The following is a 17561-nucleotide window of genomic DNA, read 5'->3' on the forward strand; positions in this document are numbered from 1 at the left end:
GTGAAATTTTCAGTAACAACTCAATCATTCTTTGACGATTCATTAACGTATGGCGACAATCTACCGTCAGATGCGCAAGAAATAACCAGTGAAAAATACTCTGAACTGTTTGAGGCTGTAAATGCGAATAAGCATGTGTATCTATCAAATGGAGTAATGGTCATTTCAGAAGCCAGGCCAGACAAATATTATACCTGGAACTCTGAATCCAATTCCTGGGAGATGACGGCAGCGGCAGTAACACAAAAGGCATCTGATGAGGTAGCGGCTGCTGAAAATTATCGGTCCAAGCTAATTAGTTTTGCTAAAGACACCATCTCAGTATGGCAAACAGAGCTACTGCTGGGAACAATCAGCGACGACGATAAGGCTAGTCTGACGGAATGGATGGCTTACATTAAAGCGCTTCAGGTCGTGGACACCTCCGATCCTGAAAGCATCACATGGCCTACCGAGCCAACAATCAGTTAAGGACAAAAAAGCCCTTCGTATTACCGAAGGGCAAAATGATGATGCTTGCTACTGTCTCGCCTCTTATAACAAAGCGGCGCGCATACTAATGGTATAGCCATATAAAGTAAAGGGTTAAGGGGGAATATCAGCACGTTTGGCAAAAAAAATCCCTCACGGTCGGGAACCGGGAGGTAGAGAAATCTCTTTCAAGAAATCAATTTGTTGTGAATCAAGGCAAGTCTATACCCCCGGTGAGGTGAGTTCAATCTCTTTGGCTTAGCGGCTGTCCAGTTGTTGACTGGTGAGCTGTATGTTTTGTCCGGTAACCGTATACAAGAGTTACCGGCCAGGGGATTGATATTGCTTTTAAGCAGATTGATGCTATCGACACACAACCTATAGTATTATCAATCTTCTTAAAGATAATGGATTTAGATTAGTTGTATTTTGCCCAAAATTTCTTTCTGTTTAATCTTTTGAAGCCCTCTTTCCAGTAACTGGTCTCTAATTCTGATGCGTAAATTTTACCGGGGAACAGCCTTTCTTTTAAAGGTAGTTTTTTTGCCAGCATAATCCTTTCCGCGTTACCTCCAACCGATTCTGAATGAGTGAGTGACGACAATGCCTCAATTTGGTAGGTTGTTGGATTAGAGACTAATTGAAAGAATGGCTCAGACAGTGTTGTACTGTTTAACTCATCAATATTTTCTTTATTTAATAAAGGATGTAAATATTCGAAAAAAGCAATGATTCCTGACTGAAGTCGCTGTGCTTTATTTAAATAGCTAACCTCAGAATCACTGTTTTTTTCTCTTACGGGGATAATGCCGTCAGCAGTCTTTTTATAACCTATTGTGGAGCCTGTGTTGTCAGCCATAGCGAACTCCATCAGTTCAATGCCACCAGCAAAGAAAAGATCACATTTTTCTTGAGGTATACCGTAGTTCGCTAACCAACCAAACATTTTATTGTATATTGAGCGGTTATCATTTGCACCATGAAATGTTGCCAAATAAAATCCGTGTATATTCTTAGTAGCCCAGCCATCGCTAAGTGAGCGAGCGAAAACGGATTGTATATTCCCCATCCAGCCAACATCTATCAATGCAATATTTTTATGTTCACCACAAGCTTTTTTAAAATAACCAGAATACTCATTTCTATTTTGAGTGTTTTTTAATAAGATATTAGAAAATAGTTTATTTATTAGCCAGTGAACTTTATGTTCATCACCTTGTTTAGGTATATATTCCTCGTTGGGAAAACCAACGTTGTGTATATCTGAAATATATTTTTTGGCGTCTAATCCAGCTATAGAAAGAATTTTCTTTAGACTCTTTTTATTTTTACCGCCAAAAAGATGCCATATTCTATGCATTGGCCAATCTGTCATACCTATCATATAAGAAGAGGCACGAGAAATATACACATATTCGCTTTCTATCTGATCGTCTGAAAAGTATTTGTTATAAATTTTGTAAATTAAGTGTGCGTCACGAGCAAGGAAAAGAGCTTTATCAATTTTATGGACTTTTAACTGGTTTGACATCCATGATATATAGCCTAAAAGTAAAGGCCCAAATACTTTAAAACCAATCTCAGTTAATGGATCTTTTGTGTAAAATGATGAGGTTTGTTTAAGTGATAAAGCTTTATATAATGATTCGCCAACAACATCTTTTGCTCTCCAATGAAAAGATGTGCCATGCTCGTATTCAGACCAGTCCGCTTGAATTGTATGGATTCCATGTTTTTTAGCATTACTTATATCAGAACGAGGATTATCTCCAACATGTAGCCAAGAATTTTGACGAGGTTTCTCACGTTCTTTTATAAGAGTATATAATTCCCCGCTATTTTTTGATGCGCGCATTTCTCCTGATGAGTATATGGGGATGTTATCAACATTATAGCCGCATGAAATTAACAATTCCTTTAAAATACTAGTTGGGAAATACATGTCGCTTATTATAATTATTTTTGAGCCATTTTTTACTGCTGCCTGAAATAGTTTATATCCTGAATTATTTTTATATAATACTGCTTTTTCAGTGCTGATTTCCAGTTGAATAAGTTGGTTGATAATTTCTTTTGAGATGCCAACGTTTAACTCTTTAATTTCATCATATATTTCAAAAATAGTAACTTCTGGTTCACCTCCGAATTTATTGACTCGTTTAGCTCTCGCTGAAACTTCGGCCTGGACCCTCATTTCAGCGAAGTTATCTATTATTTCTTCATGGCCAGATAATAAAATATTAGAATTATTGGCTATTTCAATTTGCATTAGTGAGAAAAGATCTGCTGGGCGATATATTCTCCTGCTAACTAATGTGTCAAATATATCAAAGCTTACCGTGTCATATTTTTCTATATTCATTTTATTTTCTTTCATTTAATTTGTTTTCAATGTTGGATAGTTTATATACCATATTGCTATTAGTTAGGTTTGATAGGAGTGTGTTTAATAGCGTAGAGTTTTTGCTATCTCTCATCATATTGTTAATCATTAATCTATAATCAATCTCACATTCTTCTCTGTTAATCTCTGTGAAATTGCCGTACTTGAAATCGGTACTTTCTCTAAAATGATAGAATGCTAAAGGTTCTGGAAGAATCCAAAGATCATTTTGTGATAAATAATCAATTAAGAAGGGCCAAAAGAAAGATGGCGAAGAAAAGTTATGTTTATTTATAATATTAAATATTGAGTTCTTAACAAAAAAACATGATGAAATTGGAAGGCTATTCTTGTAATGAATTACATCAAAACTAAGCGGGCCAACTGCTAAGTAATGATTCCATGGGGATGTTGTGTTAATAATTATTCTATTTCTCTCCGCAACCTCTACCACTTTATTACTGTGGCATGCTATGGCATTGATTGACGGGTATTTAAGACGTGTCGCTGTAAGCGTACTTGAAATGCGAGATAGATACTCTGGAGCCCAGGTATCGTCATCATCTAAAAAACATATATATTCACAATCACTTTTTTTAATTATTTCTGATACATCTTGATTGAACGGTATTAGACTAAGGTTATATTTTTCCTGGATTGTGTTAATATACGAATACTCATCTTTAGAGAGATCCTGTTCAGCACCCATGCAATATATTGCTACTTTTACTTCCTTGAATGTTTGGTTATAAACAGAATGTAATGCTCTTAATAAAAAACGGAACCTACCTGGTTTATGTCGTACTATCGTTAATATCTTTTCCATTTGATTTGCTTATATATTAATTTTTTGCTTATATGTAAAATACTACGCTACCGCCCTTGGCTATCGCAACCAAATGGCGAAATTGAACAAGTTGTATATGTCCACATAGTAACAGTGGTAACCAATTGTTATCTTTTTATGTGTGCATTGCAACAAAAAAATGTGGGGGTAATGCTGCCAACTTACTGATTTAGTGTATGATGGTGTTTTTGAGGTGCTGCCGTGGCTTCCATCTCCATCAGTGGTCCCTCCTGCTCTGCTACTGAAGGCGTGGTGCGTAACGGTAAAAGTACTGCCGGACATCAGAGCTATCTCTGCTCTCACTGCCGTAAAACATGGCAGCTACAGTTCACTTACACCGCCTCTCAGCCCGTATACACCAGAAAATTATTGATATGGCCATGAATGGCGTCGGATGTCGCGCCAGTGCACGCATTATGGGCGTTGGCCTCAACACGATTTTACGACACTTAAAAAACTCAGGCCGCAGTCGGTAAACTCACGCATACAACCGGGCAGTGACGTCATTGTTTGCGCGGAAATGGACGAACAGTGGGGTTACGTCGGCGCTAAATCACACCAGCGCTGGTTGTTTTACGCGTATGACAGGATACGGAGGACGGTTGTGGCGCACGTCTTCGGTGAACGCACTCTGGCCACACTGGAGTGCTGTCGGCCTTTGAGGTCGTGGTATGGATGACGGATGGCTGGCCGCTGTATGAATCACGCCTGAAGGGAAAGCTGCACGTTATCAGCAAGCGTTACACTCAGCGCATTGAGCGACATAACCTGAATCTGAGACAACATCTGGCAAGGCTGGGACGGAAGTCACTGTCGTTCTCAAAATCGGTGGAGCTGCATGACAAAGTCATCGGGCATTACCTGAAAGTGGACTATTCCCCGGCGGATACATTTGAAGCCATTGTAAACCCTGAACTGAAATACAGGATTGGTCGAAATATTACCAGTGAGGTCGTTGACGCATCTGATATCGGCGCAGCATTGATTTTTGACCGTGTATTATCTGATACGGAAATAAATTCAATTTACGAGTACTTCAAGGACTACTACGCCCGCCGTGGCATCAGCATTTAAGAGGTGATTCTATGGCATCTGGTGGCGGTGGCATATACGGAAGTGGTCACAGCCTTACCGGTGGCACCAACGCAAAAATATATCGGCACCTCTGCATCGTTCCCGATTGCATGTGCTGGTAAATTCTATCGATGTAGAAAAGACGCTCTAACCGCAACCACACAGACAGCTGCACAAATTCTCCCGGCAGATTTTTCCTCGGTTGGTTCTCGCTTCTCATAAGGCGGTTACGTTGTGCTGGATATCTCCCTGAAGCCAAAGCAGGGTAGTCAGGTTCTGATCCAGCACGGCGGCGGGACGGAGCTTGCCACGCTGAGAGGAAGGTCGCTGATTACCGAAGATGGAGAAGCGATCGAGGGCGAAGCCCTGGACGATGTTACTGTCATCGGCGTCGTGACGTTTACTATCTGCGATGTGCGCCAGGACAACTCGGTTGTTTAGTTGCAGTCAATTGATGGAAGATTTCGCATGGCAGGCGTCTTGGGGCATGAGTGGGGCATGAGAAATCGATAAAATTCTCCAAATATTGCAAACAACAAATTTTGGATGCTATCTCCAGCCATTAAAAATGGCGCTCCTGGACGATATTTGTCGATTTTTAAATTTACCGCGTCACGCAGTTAAAGTGGCGGGCGTACTCTTCAAGGCTGGTGATGCCAAGGCGCATCCATTTCGGGTGCGACCACTGGGGAAGCCCAATATAAATCATAGCGCGGCGAGGATCTCCTCGGTGCTGCGCACGTGCCAGGGAGAGTCGGCAGCCGCCGCCGGGTAATGACTGAAGAAGTGGTGGAGCGGTGCCGCAGAATGCTGGAGAACGGCGCTACCCGGCAGCAGGTGGCTGATGTGACAGGCGTGGACGTGAAAACAATCTACAAGTACCTCCCGGCGACTTGAAGACAAAGATTTCACTACTTTTCCTGATATGTTACGTTTGGCTTAATCAATTCATTCAGCCTTGAAAACAGTTTGGTTTGTTCGTGAACGGTAAGAAAACAATAAGTTTTGAGCAATTTTTAACTATTAACAGCAATCTTGTTTCCATCTCAGATACATGGGCTGACTTGTGGGCGTTAATTTTTCACACGGGTTTAAGCGCTGGAAGGCTGCTGAGTATTCGATATGATGATATTGATGGTGACTTGATACTGATACGAAAACAGGGTCACCTGAAGGAGCTACGTGTTAAATCACCCCCTCCAGTGGAGGCGATGATTGCTCGTAGAAGACAACGCTATCCAGAAGATGTTTATTTATTTCAGAGTCATTCTAACCGTGTGAAGTACCATCGCCGGCCGGTCACTATAATTGCTTTCAACGCCGCTTTACGTCGCGCCGCTAGATCATTACCAGACGTTAACGTAAGCAGTAGTAGCGCGAGAAACATACCGGACTAACCGCCTGTCCAGTCGCGTGTGGCCGATGTGACAGGCGTGGGGGTGAAGACTATTTACAAATATTTGCCAGTACAATACGGCGATAAAAAATCCCCTTGAGCAGGCACACTCAAGGGGAAAATACTACATAACATCATTGCTGTGTGCGTCTTTGCGCTCGTCTATCTTCCATGAAGATGCCTAAAGCTTCCAGATATTTCTGGTCTGAGCAGTTAAAACATTGTGTCTGTGGCCTATATGCTCGGAGGGGGTGAAGACGATTTATAAAGATTTCCCGGATAGCATACTGCATGAGGCTGGGTGAGGATTTGGTGTAAAAACCCACCCGGCAGCCGTATATAAGACCTGCCGAGTAGGGTAACTGCAGGTGTTCATGCCGTACAGTCGGGAGGCACTATACCCATAACTCAACACACAAACCAGTCGTCAGCCGTCTCCCAGGCGTCTTTTAGAGTGGTCTCTACAAATTCTTTGGCGATTTCTTTATCAGTCGCCCACAAAACGCTCAGTCCATCATTACTGGCTGTTTTCACGATCACTTCAACGTCGTCATATTGCTTGCTGATTCGACGGGTCATTTCGTCTTTCAAGGCCTCCATTGACCCCTTTGGCATTTTCGCGGCTTTCTCTTTGGCAATGCTGATTTCTACACGCATGATAATCACCTTTGTGCTGGTTGGATATACAGTATTTAACGAGAGATGATTACTAGTCAAATGGATTGTTTAGGTTTGTGAGTACATAATTAAGTACATACTTTAGGCGAGTATTAATTAATTTTATTTTAAATCAGTTGGTTGTGAGTTTGTTCAAGTAATCTTCGGCGTAATCGCCCACCAGCATCAGGATCTTCTTGCTCATCATTCCTCTCCCTTGTCATTAAAGATGATTAAGATATAGCCTGGCGTGGCTGAAATGCCGGAAATAAAAAAGCCCGTCAGAGCACGGGCAACATAAGCAAGTGAATAAGTGATTCGTTATCAACGTAGTTGGAGGATAACGACGCGTATCTTACGCGGCCGTCAGGCTGGCAGATACCTGACAAATTCGGTAGGTGAAACACGATATTAAACGTGCGTTAAGGGGCGTCGAAGGTCGGGTAAAGACTATTTTCGAGAAACTCGACGAGATACCAGATTTCCCCGCTAAAAATAAACCAGAAGCCAAATATAATAAGGAGCAAAATAATTAAGGTGAGTATTATTTCTGTTTTGCCCATTGCAGATTTTACCCACCTGACGTTAATTTATTCGAGGCAGGCATTGTAGCGGGGCTTTCCCGTATACTCCAGTTTCATGCTGCAAGGACTTTATTGCGCCCATCATTTTTAGCGCGATACAGCGCATCGTCTACACGCTTAAACAGCTCATCAATCGTCTCCCCCGGGTTATGTCGCGCCACGCCAATGCTGACGGTAAACCGTGGTAAGCCCGGAATCGTAATGCGGGCAACGGCTGCACGGATCGACTCGGCAATCTGCAACGCGGAGTCGAGAGAGGTATGCGGCAGCAGGATGACGAACTCTTCGCCCCCCCAGCGGAACACCATGTCGTTCTCCCGACTACAGGCTTCCAGCGTTCGGGAGAGGGCAATAAGCACCTCATCGCCCTTCAAATGACCAAACAGGTCGTTGATGTTTTTGAAGTGATCGGTGTCCACCAGCAGCAGGCTAAACTGCTGCTGGGCAGGTCGATTATTGAGATTGTTGGGGTCGGTAATCGCGTAGAACTGGCGTCGGTTGAGTAACCCGGTCATGGAGTCACGTAACGCGGCATGTTCCAGCTCTTGCTCCAGTCTTTTTTGCTCGGTGATATCGTGGATGATGACAGCATCAGCTTGTCACCGTAGATCTCAATGGGTCCGGCATACGTCTGAACATGGCGGGTGGAACCATCGGCAAGGCGGTGAACGAAGTTGAGCGGCTTATGGCCGCCGGGCAGCGCGGCAATCGCGGTCATAATGGGCATCACGTCTCGCCCCAGGGTATTGATTTCCCAGGTATGCTTGCTGCACATACCATCATGCGAGTAACCGTAAAAATTGAGCGCAGCCAGGTTGGCATCAACAATCTGACCATCGCGGGCAGGATCGATTAACAGCATCGGCGCGCTGTTGGTCTGAAAAAAACGGGCGTAAAACCCCTGTTTTTTTCGCCGGTAGGTTGCGGAGCGGCTGGCCTTCAGTCCTGAGAGGATATGTTGGGCGATCCCCTCGAAGACAATCACATCCCCCCAGGGGGCGTAACGGGCAAGCGAGAGACGACAGCTTAACGGCGTATCCAGCCCATCCCGGCTTCTTATTGTCCAGATTTCGACGATCTCCTGCTCGGTTTTCAGTTCAGGTACATACATCGACAGGAGAGCTTGTGCATTCGCGGAATAGATGCCTTTACGCAGCTGATCGAGCGTCTTATCTCCCATAAGCTGCGTTGCGACCACGTTCGCAAAAATGATCTCTTCCGAAACGGGTGAAATAAGCCACACGGGTGTTTTAATGACGTTCAGCGCTTCAAAACCGTTTTGCGACATAGGCATTTCCTGTTCATCGGCTTAATACGCCTGACAATCATGACAGACGTGACTCGTGTGTTCTGCTTTGAAACATACTCTACTAAACCCCGTCAGGCATGGTTTTTTTGTGAAATAAATGCGGCGTCCGTTTGAATTTTATTAAGGGGGATAATTTGCCTTTCTGAGTTTATCTGCAGAAGCAGCCACGGCACCTGTTCGGCAGGTAAGGGGCGGGAGAAGAGGTAACCCTGCAGGTAGTCGCAGCCGAGACGGGTGAGAACCGCCTGCTGTTCTTCCGTTTCAATCCCTTCTGCCACCACGTTCATCTCCATGGTGCGGGCGATACTCATAATGGTTTCAACCAGCTTGTAGGTTTTTTCATTTTCCAGCATCGACGTTACAAAGCTTTTGTCGATCTTGAGCTCTTTTGCCGGCAGCACGCTCAGCATCAGCAGGTTGGAGTAGCCCGTACCAAAATCATCAATCGAGACGGTGATCCCCGCATGATTAAAAGCGTTGAGCAACTCAATGCTGCGGTCGAGATTTTTCAGCGCGGTGCTCTCCGTGACCTCAAGGATCAGCCTGGACGGGGACAAGTTATATTTTTCCAGCATCGACGATACAATGTGGAAAATGTCCGGCTGCTCGAACTGGACGGGGGATAAGTTGAGCGATAACGTCCACTGGCTGAACCCTTGTTCAGTCCAGAAATGCAGCTGTCGGCATGCCGCTTCAATGGCCCAGTTGCCCACCGGAATAATTAAGCCGGTTTGCTCCAGCGAGGGGATAAACAGACCAGGCAGCACAACGCCTTGCTCAGGGTGCCGCCAGCGCAGCAGGGCTTCAAAACCATGGATAGTCTTCTCTTGCGCATACCAGGTTGGCTGGTACCACAGTTCAAACTGATCGCGCTCAAGCGCCTGAGAGAGCTCCTGAAGAAAACCGGGTTTTGCCGGGATTGCTGTCGACATCTCGGTTCTGTAACGCGCCCAGCCGTTGCGGCCGTCGTCTTTGACGTGATGCAGGGCTGCATCTGCTTTGAGTTTCAGTTCATGCAGCGTTTCGCCATCCTGAGGATAGAGGCTGACGCCTGCACTCATTGTCGTGTTAAGCGTATGACCACAGATCGAAAGAGGACGTCGCACATCCTCGAGCAGCGACGCGAGCAGGGCGTTGAGTTTGTCGTCGTCACATTCCGGCACCAGCAGGATAAAAGCGTCTCCTCCGAGCCTTGCCAGGGTCATCTCACGCGAGAGCCGGGAAGTGATGCGTTGTGCGACGGTGATCAATAACTCATCGCCGACGCTGTGACCCCAGGTATCGTTGACGCGTTTGAAGTGATCGACGTTCAGGAAAATAACGGCAAATTGCCTGTTGCTCAGCAACGCGCTGCGCAGGCAGTCCTGCATGCGGAGATCCATCTGATGGCGATTCGCGAGTCCGGTGAGCGCATCAAAGCGCGCCTGGAGCTCAAGCTGCCGATTGAGTTGTCGAAGATTATCCGTCAGCCGGCCGGTGCGACGGTGAGAATCGATAAGGGAAATAATTAACATCACGCCAAGCAGGCAGAGCGTGGTGACAGAAACCCAGATGGATAACCCCAGCTCGCCGATCCCGCCGGGGAGGGTATGCGACATTTCCGGGTAATGCGCAGCGCTCATGCCGGTATAGTGCATCGCACAAATGGCGGCACCCATGACCAGGGCGGCGAGAAGGCGCTCGATAAAAACCCCTTTGTCTCGCAGGCGGAAAGCCAGCCACAGCGCCGTGCCGGACGCCACCACGGCAATGACCACCGACAACCCCACAATACGGCGATCCCAGATAATGCTGCCATCCAGCATCAGGGCAGCCATACCGATATAGTGCATAGATACCACGCCTGCGCTCAGGATAGCCGTGGCAACGATCGGTCGAAACGAAGAACGTTTTTTTCCCGCGACGGCAATATCAAGGGCCGTGGTCGACGCAATAATCGCGACGCCCAGAGACGCAAGGGTTAACCAGAGGTCATAGCGCATCATCATCGGCATCTGCATCGACAGCATGCCGATAAAGTGCATCGACCAGATGCCGATCCCCAGCGTCATACCCCCGGCAATGCGCCAGAACAGGGCAGCCTTTCGGCTGGAAAGGGGGATCTTTCCGGCACTGTCCAGCGCCACAAAGGAGGCGATAAATGCCACCAGATAAGAGATAGCGATTAACACAGGGTCCCACGATATATTGAGCATTATGCAATCCCACGCCTGAGAGGGTTACCGATTTCGCCTGCCGGGCACATCTTAATCTGGCAACGAACATGCGCATTCAAACAATATTAGTTATTTATCGTGAAGCATGACCAGTCATATTAATACTCTACATCGCATTAAGAATATAAAATATATTCTCATTGTTAACGTATTAAGCATTGCTAAACAAGAGCGAATAATAGTAGCAAAGCTCCTTAAATATAACGGCGATTGTATCGGTTCGCCGCAGCGGATGGTATCGCTTAACGTGGCGGCAGACCAGTATCACAGCATGCTGCGAAGAACATTTTCACTAATACGCTTTTTTCATCTGACTTAAGCTAAATCCCAGGCTGCTAACGGCGAAACAACAAACCCGTGAAGTTTCCGAGGAAAAACGTTTGTGCCAATGCTATAAGTCTAGATGCCGACCAAAATATAAAATGTGGGTATCATCATGCTAAGAAATATTAGTGTCAGAACCTTTATTATCGGGTTCCTTTTATCGCTATTTTTGGTAAACGCAGGTGTCGTTGTTCTAATTTCCAGCAAGCCCTCTCTCTTTATTTCCCTTAACGCTATCAATTTCGTTGCGCTATTTTTGCTTTGGGTCTATATGACCCGGTATCTTGTGACGCCGATCAATACGGTGAAGAAAAGTATTGAAGAGGTGACTGCCGGCAACCTGGGGGTTTCTATCCCGGAGTTTGGCAATAACTGTGCGGGGCGACTCATTCCCGGGATCAACAGCCTGTCCGGCAACATTGCGACGCTGGTGCGCGAGATCAGGGCGTCATCGCAAACCGCCATGACCTTATCGGATCAGCTCTCAACACGTAGCGCTCAGCTCTCGGTCAAAACCGAACAGCAGTCTGCGTCTTTAGTGCAAACCGCAGCCAGCATGGAGCAAATGGCGGCGAGCACTAAAAATAACGCCGATAACACCCGCCTGGCGAGCGAACAGGCGAATATGGCGACGCTGCAGGCGCGTAAGGGCGGGGAGCTGATGGGGCAGGTTGCCAACAATATGCAGTCCATTACCGAATGCGCCCAGCAGATGACGGAGATTATTTCGCTGATTGACGGCATTGCGTTCCAGACCAATATTCTGGCGCTCAACGCGGCCGTTGAGGCGGCAAGAGCGGGCGACCATGGAAAAGGTTTTTCTGTCGTTGCGGAAGAGGTCAGAAACCTGGCGCACCGCAGCGCAGAGGCCGCGAAGAATATCAAAGCGCTGATTGAAGTCACCAGCAGTAACGTCACGCAGGGCGCGACCGTGGTGTCGCAGGCAGAGAAGAATATGCATGAAATCGTGACGGGCTCGGGAAACGTCAGTCGCTTAATGGATGAAATCTCCGCGTCGACGTCTGAGCAGGAGAAAGGTATTTCCCAGATCACGCTGGCGCTATCGGAGCTGGAGCGGGTCACGCAAAGCAACGTGGCGATGGCGGAGGAACTCAACGGCTCCTCGGATGTACTGCGCAATCAGGTGATTGAACTCCAGGCCCGCACGCGGAATTTTAGATTGGATCACGGGTCTTCGTCCCCATTACCGACCGGCTCCCCCTCCTTCCTCCAGCAGCCAGAACACTCTCTCTGAAAGCGACACGAAGCCTGGCATGCCAGGCTTTTTTCATACATCTGCCCACCCAGCTCAATTCCCGAGCGATTTCAGCGCGATGGAATACATAGTTGTTGCTTAACCCCTCATGAAAGCTAGACTGACACCGAAAGAGTTAAAAAGGTGGAGGTGCTGTGGAAAGCATTAAAGGATCTGAACTTAACGTTCCTGACGCAGTTTTTGCGTGGGTGCTGGACGGCCGCGGCGGTGCCCGACCGCTGGAAGATAATGATGTGATCGACAGTGCGCATCCCTGCTGGCTGCATCTGAACTATACCCATCCGGACAGCGCTGACTGGCTGGCGTCGACCCCGCTCTTGCCCAATAACGTGCGCGATGCGCTGGCGGGTGAAAGCCTGCGGCCCCGCGTAAGCCGCATGGGTGACGGGACGCTGATTACCCTCCGCTGTATTAACGGCAGCACGGATGAACGTCCGGATCAGCTGGTGGCGATGCGGGTCTATATGGACGATGGGCTGATTGTCTCCACCCGACAGCGTAAGGTCCTGGCGCTGGATGACATCGTCAACGATCTGAAAGAGGGCACCGGGCCGATCGACTGCGGCAGCTGGCTGGTGGACGTCTGTGACGCGCTTACCGATCACGCCAGTGAGTTTATTGAAGAGCTGCACGACAAAATCATCGACCTGGAAGATAACCTGCTCGATCAGCAGATCCCGCCGCGTGGTTTTCTGGCCTTATTGCGCAAGCAGCTGATTGTTATGCGCCGCTACATGACGCCGCAGCGCGACGTGTATGCGCGGCTGGCCAGCGAAAGGCTCGCCTGGATGAACGACGACCATCGACGCAGAATGCAGGATATTGCCGACAGGCTGGGCCGCGGGCTGGATGAAATTGATTCCTGTATTGCCAGAACGGCGGTGATGGCGGACGAAATCGCGCAGGTGATGCAGGAGTCGCTGGCGCGAAGAACCTATACGATGTCCCTGATGGCGATGGTGTTTTTACCGAGCACGTTTCTGACCGGGTTGTTTGGCGTCAACCTGGGCGGAATTCCGGGTGGCGCTTATCGCTACGGTTTTACGGCGTTTTGCGTGATGTTAGTTGTTTTGATTGGGGGTGTTGCATGGTGGTTGCATCGTAGTAAATGGCTGTAAATTTACGCTTTTTTCATCTTTTTCCGGGATTAAAACGCTCTTTTAATTGAGCGAAGTCAATAAACATCTACCCCGTAAGGTGCAATATTACTCCCGCAGGTGAATGCAACGTCAAGCGATGGGCGTTGCGCTCCATATTGTCTTACTTCCTTTTTTGAATTACTGCATAGCACAATTGATTCGTACGACGCCGACTTCATAGTCGGCTTTTTTTTGCCTCCTGATTCTGAGCGTCTACCCTAAAAGGGATGACAGCAAATTATGGAGGGAATGATGAGCATCCTTAACGCTCTGCTACTGCCACAATCGCGTCAATCCGATCCTATCCCCAGCGATCCGGTACCTATGCCCGATCCCATCCCGCGTCCCCAGCCGATGCCCGACCCGCCGCCCGATGAAGAACCGATTAAATTGTCGCATCGGACCGCGAGATCTGCGAGGATACGCGCCATCTGACCGCAAAGATCACCACGAGAGACAATTGTGACCGCTTTTTCTACCCTGAATGTTCTGCCCGATGCCCAACTCGCTAACCTCAACGAGTTGGGATACCTCACGATGACGCCTGTTCAGGCGGCCGCCTTACCCGCCATTCTTGAGGGCCGTGACGTGCGCGTGCAGGCGAAAACGGGCAGTGGGAAAACGGCGGCCTTTGGCCTTGGCCTGTTGCAGCATATCGATGCGGCGCTTTTTCAGACCCAGTCTTTGGTGCTGTGTCCGACCCGCGAGCTGGCAGACCAGGTTGCGGGTGAACTGCGTCGCCTGGCACGTTTCCTGCCAAACACCAAGATTTTAACCCTCTGCGGCGGGCAGCCGTTCGGTGCCCAGCGTGATTCGCTTCAGCATGCGCCGCACATTATTGTCGCGACGCCGGGACGCCTGCTCGATCACCTGCAAAAAGGCACGGTCTCACTGGATGCGCTACAAACGCTGGTGATGGATGAGGCCGATCGGATGCTGGATATGGGCTTCAGCGAGGCCATTGACGAAGTGATCCGTTTCGCACCGGCCGATCGCCAGACGCTTCTGTTCTCCGCAACCTGGCCGGAAGCTATCGCCGCCATCAGCTGGCGCGTGCAGAAAAATCCTCTTACCATTGAAATCGACAGCGTAGATGCGCTGCCCGCCATCGAACAACAGTTCTTTGAAACCTCGCAGCAGGGGAAGATCCCGCTCCTGCAGAAATTACTGAGCCAGCATCAGCCTGCCTCCTGCGTGGTGTTCTGTAACACCAAAAAAGACTGTCAGTCGGTTTGTGATGCTCTGAATGCCGCCGGGCAGAGCGCGCTGTCGCTGCATGGCGATCTTGAACAGCGCGATCGCGATCAGACGCTGGTCCGTTTCGCGAACGGCAGCGCCCGCGTGCTGGTGGCGACCGACGTCGCTGCGCGCGGTCTGGATATCAAATCGCTTGAGCTGGTCGTGAACTTTGAACTGGCATGGGATCCGGAAGTGCACGTGCACCGTATTGGCCGCACCGCGCGCGCAGGAAACAGCGGTCTGGCGATCAGCTTCTGCGCACCTGAAGAGGCGCAGCGCGCCAATATTCTCTCTGAGATGCTGCAGATTAAGCTGAACTGGATGAATCCCCCAGCCGGCGTCAGCCTTGTGCCGCTGGAGGCCGAAATGGCGACCCTGTGCATTGATGGCGGTAAAAAAGCCAAGATGCGTCCTGGTGATGTACTCGGTGCACTGACCGGGGATGTGGGGCTGGACGGGGCGGATATCGGTAAGATTGCTGTCCATCCGGCGCATGTCTACGTCGCGGTTCGCCAGGCGGTTGCCCATAAGGCATGGAAGCAGCTGCAAAACGGGAAAATTAAGGGTAAAACCTGCCGCGTACGTCTGCTGAAATAAAGCATGAAGCGTCTCAGACGGTGTTTCTGAGACGCTAACCGCTTACTTCACTTCAAGCACGTTCAGACGCAACGCTTCAAACTGATTGTCATCGTCTTCCGGCTGCCAGCCTGCTGGCTGCATCGGGATCTCTTCCCGGTCAAACGCCAAATCTCCGCCGTTCACGACTTCTGACTCGTGATTGATGCCTTTAAAGTCGAACAGTTCCACATCCGCGAGATGGGAAGGGACGACGTTCTGCATGGCGCTGAACATGGTTTCGATACGTCCCGGATAGCGCTTATCCCAGTCGCGCAGCATGTCGCCAATCACCTGACGCTGCAGGTTCGGCTGAGAGCCGCAGAGGTTACATGGAATGATCGGGAACCCTTTCGCCTGAGAGAAACGCTCAATGTCTTTTTCACGGCAGTAGGCAAGCGGGCGGATCACAATATGTTTACCGTCATCACTCATCAGCTTAGGCGGCATACCTTTCATCTTGCCGCCGTAGAACATATTGAGAAACAGCGTTTGCAGGATATCGTCGCGATGATGGCCCAGGGCAATTTTGGTCGCGCCCAGCTCGGTCGCGGTGCGATACAGAATACCGCGGCGCAGACGAGAGCACAGAGAGCAGGTGGTTTTCCCTTCAGGAATTTTCTCTTTCACAATACCGTAGGTATTTTCTTCGACGATTTTGTACTCAACACCCAGATTTTCGAGGTATTCCGGCAGAATGTGCTCCGGGAAGCCCGGCTGTTTCTGGTCAAGGTTGACCGCCACCAGGGAAAAATTCACCGGCGCGCTTTGCTGAAGATTACGCAGGATCTCCAGCATGGTGTAGCTGTCTTTACCCCCTGACAGGCAAACCATAATGCGGTCGCCTTCTTCAATCATGTTGAAGTCTGCAATGGCTTCGCCCACGTTACGGCGCAGTCGCTTTTGCAGTTTATTCAGGTTGTATTGCTCTTTTTTGTTAATCTCTTGATTCTGTTGCATTGAGTAATACCTTCGGAGCCAGCAGGGGCAAAAATTGTATGCCGCGTATGGTACGGATTCCGGCGGCGAATGCCAGCACGTTTTACTGTTGCGTGAAATCTGGCGCCGATACGTGATAAAGGGTAGCGTTCAGACGTTTGGATACGATAGCGACTTTACGGCAAACGGCGCAGTTGTGGCGCAATCATCTCCGCCAGTATCAATGTTGAAGATTAGCAGTAAGCATGCTGTAATGAGCTTACTTAATTTGAGGGTAACTTGAGCTTAGATTTAAAAATGATAAAAACTTCTACTCTTTTCCTTTGTACTTTCTTATTTTCAAGTATGGCTTTTGCAGAAAATTACTACATACCTCTACTTTATAACTTATCGACTAGGTTTGATTTCAATCCAGTTAAGGGGGCTGTTAAATCCTTAGATACTGATGTTGAGGAGAATGGAAAAATCACTTATAAAATCTCCATCAGACTGAATAAAAATGGTTGTGTTGATAGCTTAAACCTTGATAATGTTTCTTCTGGGCATGAAACCATTCTAAAATATACAAATGGAAGTCTTATTGGCCATAGAGATGGCAAGCCTTTCTCAATACAACTTGATGAAAAATGTCACATTTTGAGTGAAAATGAAAATGGTGACGAGTTGCGTTACACTCTTTACCCGAATGGATTAATTAAAGACACCTATTTTTTAGGCAAAAAAATATCTGAACATTTTTATGATGAAGACGATAATTTGACGCGCTCTGAATTTTATAGTTCAGAAAGCGTTATGTCTAAAAATGAAATATCTTATGTTGATAAAAAAAGAAAGCCTCTTGATTATAAACTAATAAACTCATCAGTTTTCTCGGAGGGGTATACAGCAACCAGCTCTTGTCATTATAACGAAATGCTTGTGCCTGAAATATGTAATGCCACAGTACAGAACGCAGGTAATCCGGCACCGAAACCAGTTTCAATGACAGCACATACGAAAGTTGAATTCTACTAGATTAAAACGATTCCAATAAGCTACCTCCGGCGTCATGGTGTTTTATCGGGACGAGTTCAATGAAGGCACTGGCTTAAT

The 17561-nt window shown here is 47.8% G+C and carries 13 protein-coding genes and 6 pseudogenes; 10 read left to right on the forward strand and 9 right to left on the reverse strand.

The window, feature by feature from the left end; genetic code table 11:
• Nucleotides 1–471 carry a tail fiber assembly protein gene (locus tag N6P30_RS00445; protein ID WP_228707679.1) on the forward strand — a complete coding sequence of 157 codons (471 nt, stop codon included), beginning with the start codon at nucleotides 1–3 and terminating at the stop codon, nucleotides 469–471.
• Nucleotides 472–889: 418 nt separating this feature from the next.
• On the opposite strand, the gene N6P30_RS00450 is transcribed toward N6P30_RS00445, so the two are convergent.
• Nucleotides 890–2833 carry an HAD family hydrolase gene (locus tag N6P30_RS00450; RefSeq protein ID WP_025713551.1) on the reverse strand — a complete coding sequence of 648 codons (1944 nt, stop codon included), beginning with the start codon at nucleotides 2831–2833 and terminating at the stop codon, nucleotides 890–892.
• Nucleotide 2834: 1 nt separating this feature from the next.
• The gene (locus N6P30_RS00455) at nucleotides 2835–3680 is read right to left on the reverse strand and encodes a glycosyltransferase family A protein (protein WP_071549009.1); all 846 of its coding nucleotides are present in this window, start codon (nucleotides 3678–3680) and stop codon (nucleotides 2835–2837) included.
• A gap of 222 nt (nucleotides 3681–3902) precedes the next feature.
• On the opposite strand from N6P30_RS00455, the pseudogene N6P30_RS00460 reads away from it, so the two are divergent.
• A pseudogene (locus N6P30_RS00460) lies at nucleotides 3903–4577 on the forward strand (IS1 family transposase); the annotation flags it as partial.
• A 420-nt stretch (nucleotides 4578–4997) separates the two neighbouring features.
• Nucleotides 4998–5216, forward strand: a pseudogene (locus tag N6P30_RS00465) (hypothetical protein); the annotation flags it as partial.
• 172 nt (nucleotides 5217–5388) lie between these two features.
• On the opposite strand, the pseudogene N6P30_RS00470 reads toward N6P30_RS00465, so the two are convergent.
• A pseudogene (locus N6P30_RS00470) lies at nucleotides 5389–5484 on the reverse strand (hypothetical protein); the annotation flags it as partial.
• A 17-nt stretch (nucleotides 5485–5501) separates the two neighbouring features.
• On the opposite strand from N6P30_RS00470, the pseudogene N6P30_RS00475 reads away from it, so the two are divergent.
• Both N6P30_RS00475 and N6P30_RS00480 read left to right on the forward strand, forming a co-directional pair.
• Nucleotides 5502–5672 (forward strand): annotated as a pseudogene (locus N6P30_RS00475) (helix-turn-helix domain-containing protein); the annotation flags it as partial.
• Between the two features lie 77 nt (nucleotides 5673–5749).
• On the forward strand, nucleotides 5750–6172 hold the full coding sequence (locus tag N6P30_RS00480; protein WP_032717765.1) for a hypothetical protein: 423 nt from the start codon (nucleotides 5750–5752) through the stop codon (nucleotides 6170–6172).
• A 407-nt stretch (nucleotides 6173–6579) separates the two neighbouring features.
• Here N6P30_RS00480 and N6P30_RS00485 read toward each other — a convergent pair whose 3' ends face one another.
• The 4 genes and pseudogenes from N6P30_RS00485 to N6P30_RS00500 all read right to left on the reverse strand — a co-directional run bounded on the left by N6P30_RS00485 (nucleotide 6580) and on the right by N6P30_RS00500 (nucleotide 10916).
• Entirely contained in the window at nucleotides 6580–6828 is a 249-nt protein-coding gene (locus tag N6P30_RS00485) for a DinI-like family protein (protein WP_019705237.1), read from the reverse strand.
• A gap of 422 nt (nucleotides 6829–7250) precedes the next feature.
• The gene (locus N6P30_RS00490; RefSeq protein ID WP_021240268.1) at nucleotides 7251–7391 is read right to left on the reverse strand and encodes an Ecr family regulatory small membrane protein; all 141 of its coding nucleotides are present in this window, start codon (nucleotides 7389–7391) and stop codon (nucleotides 7251–7253) included.
• 74 nt (nucleotides 7392–7465) lie between these two features.
• Nucleotides 7466–8700 (reverse strand): annotated as a pseudogene (locus N6P30_RS00495) (diguanylate cyclase).
• A 92-nt stretch (nucleotides 8701–8792) separates the two neighbouring features.
• Nucleotides 8793–10916 carry a putative bifunctional diguanylate cyclase/phosphodiesterase gene (locus N6P30_RS00500; RefSeq protein ID WP_008501262.1) on the reverse strand — a complete coding sequence of 708 codons (2124 nt, stop codon included), beginning with the start codon at nucleotides 10914–10916 and terminating at the stop codon, nucleotides 8793–8795.
• Between the two features lie 457 nt (nucleotides 10917–11373).
• Between N6P30_RS00500 and N6P30_RS00505 the strand changes: the two genes are divergently transcribed.
• The 4 genes from N6P30_RS00505 to dbpA all read left to right on the forward strand — a co-directional run bounded on the left by N6P30_RS00505 (nucleotide 11374) and on the right by dbpA (nucleotide 15512).
• On the forward strand, nucleotides 11374–12516 hold the full coding sequence (locus N6P30_RS00505; RefSeq protein ID WP_023292274.1) for a methyl-accepting chemotaxis protein: 1143 nt from the start codon (nucleotides 11374–11376) through the stop codon (nucleotides 12514–12516).
• 155 nt (nucleotides 12517–12671) lie between these two features.
• Nucleotides 12672–13655: a zinc transporter ZntB gene (zntB, locus tag N6P30_RS00510; RefSeq protein ID WP_023292275.1), complete on the forward strand. Its 984-nt coding sequence runs from the start codon at nucleotides 12672–12674 to the stop codon at nucleotides 13653–13655.
• A 291-nt stretch (nucleotides 13656–13946) separates the two neighbouring features.
• A complete protein-coding gene (locus tag N6P30_RS00515; RefSeq protein ID WP_304665500.1) occupies nucleotides 13947–14111 on the forward strand; it encodes a hypothetical protein in 165 nt (54 codons plus the stop codon).
• Nucleotides 14112–14138: 27 nt separating this feature from the next.
• Complete coding sequence (dbpA, locus tag N6P30_RS00520) at nucleotides 14139–15512, forward strand: ATP-dependent RNA helicase DbpA (protein WP_023292276.1); 1374 nt, start codon at nucleotides 14139–14141, stop codon at nucleotides 15510–15512.
• A 42-nt stretch (nucleotides 15513–15554) separates the two neighbouring features.
• Here the strand turns inward: dbpA and ttcA are convergent, their stop codons facing one another.
• Together ttcA and N6P30_RS00530 are read right to left on the reverse strand one after the other, a co-directional pair.
• Nucleotides 15555–16490, reverse strand: coding sequence for a tRNA 2-thiocytidine(32) synthetase TtcA (ttcA, locus tag N6P30_RS00525; protein ID WP_008501267.1), 936 nt, complete (start codon nucleotides 16488–16490; stop codon nucleotides 15555–15557).
• Nucleotides 16491–16525: 35 nt separating this feature from the next.
• Nucleotides 16526–16615, reverse strand: a pseudogene (locus N6P30_RS00530) (hypothetical protein); the annotation flags it as partial.
• Nucleotides 16616–16748: 133 nt separating this feature from the next.
• Here N6P30_RS00530 and N6P30_RS00535 point away from each other — a divergent pair.
• On the forward strand, nucleotides 16749–17483 hold the full coding sequence (locus N6P30_RS00535) for a YnfC family lipoprotein (protein WP_023292277.1): 735 nt from the start codon (nucleotides 16749–16751) through the stop codon (nucleotides 17481–17483).
• Nucleotides 17484–17561 lie beyond the last annotated feature (78 nt).

The organism is Enterobacter sp. PL1, assembly GCF_945957325.1.
Classification (GTDB): Bacteria; Pseudomonadota; Gammaproteobacteria; order Enterobacterales; family Enterobacteriaceae; genus Enterobacter; species Enterobacter roggenkampii.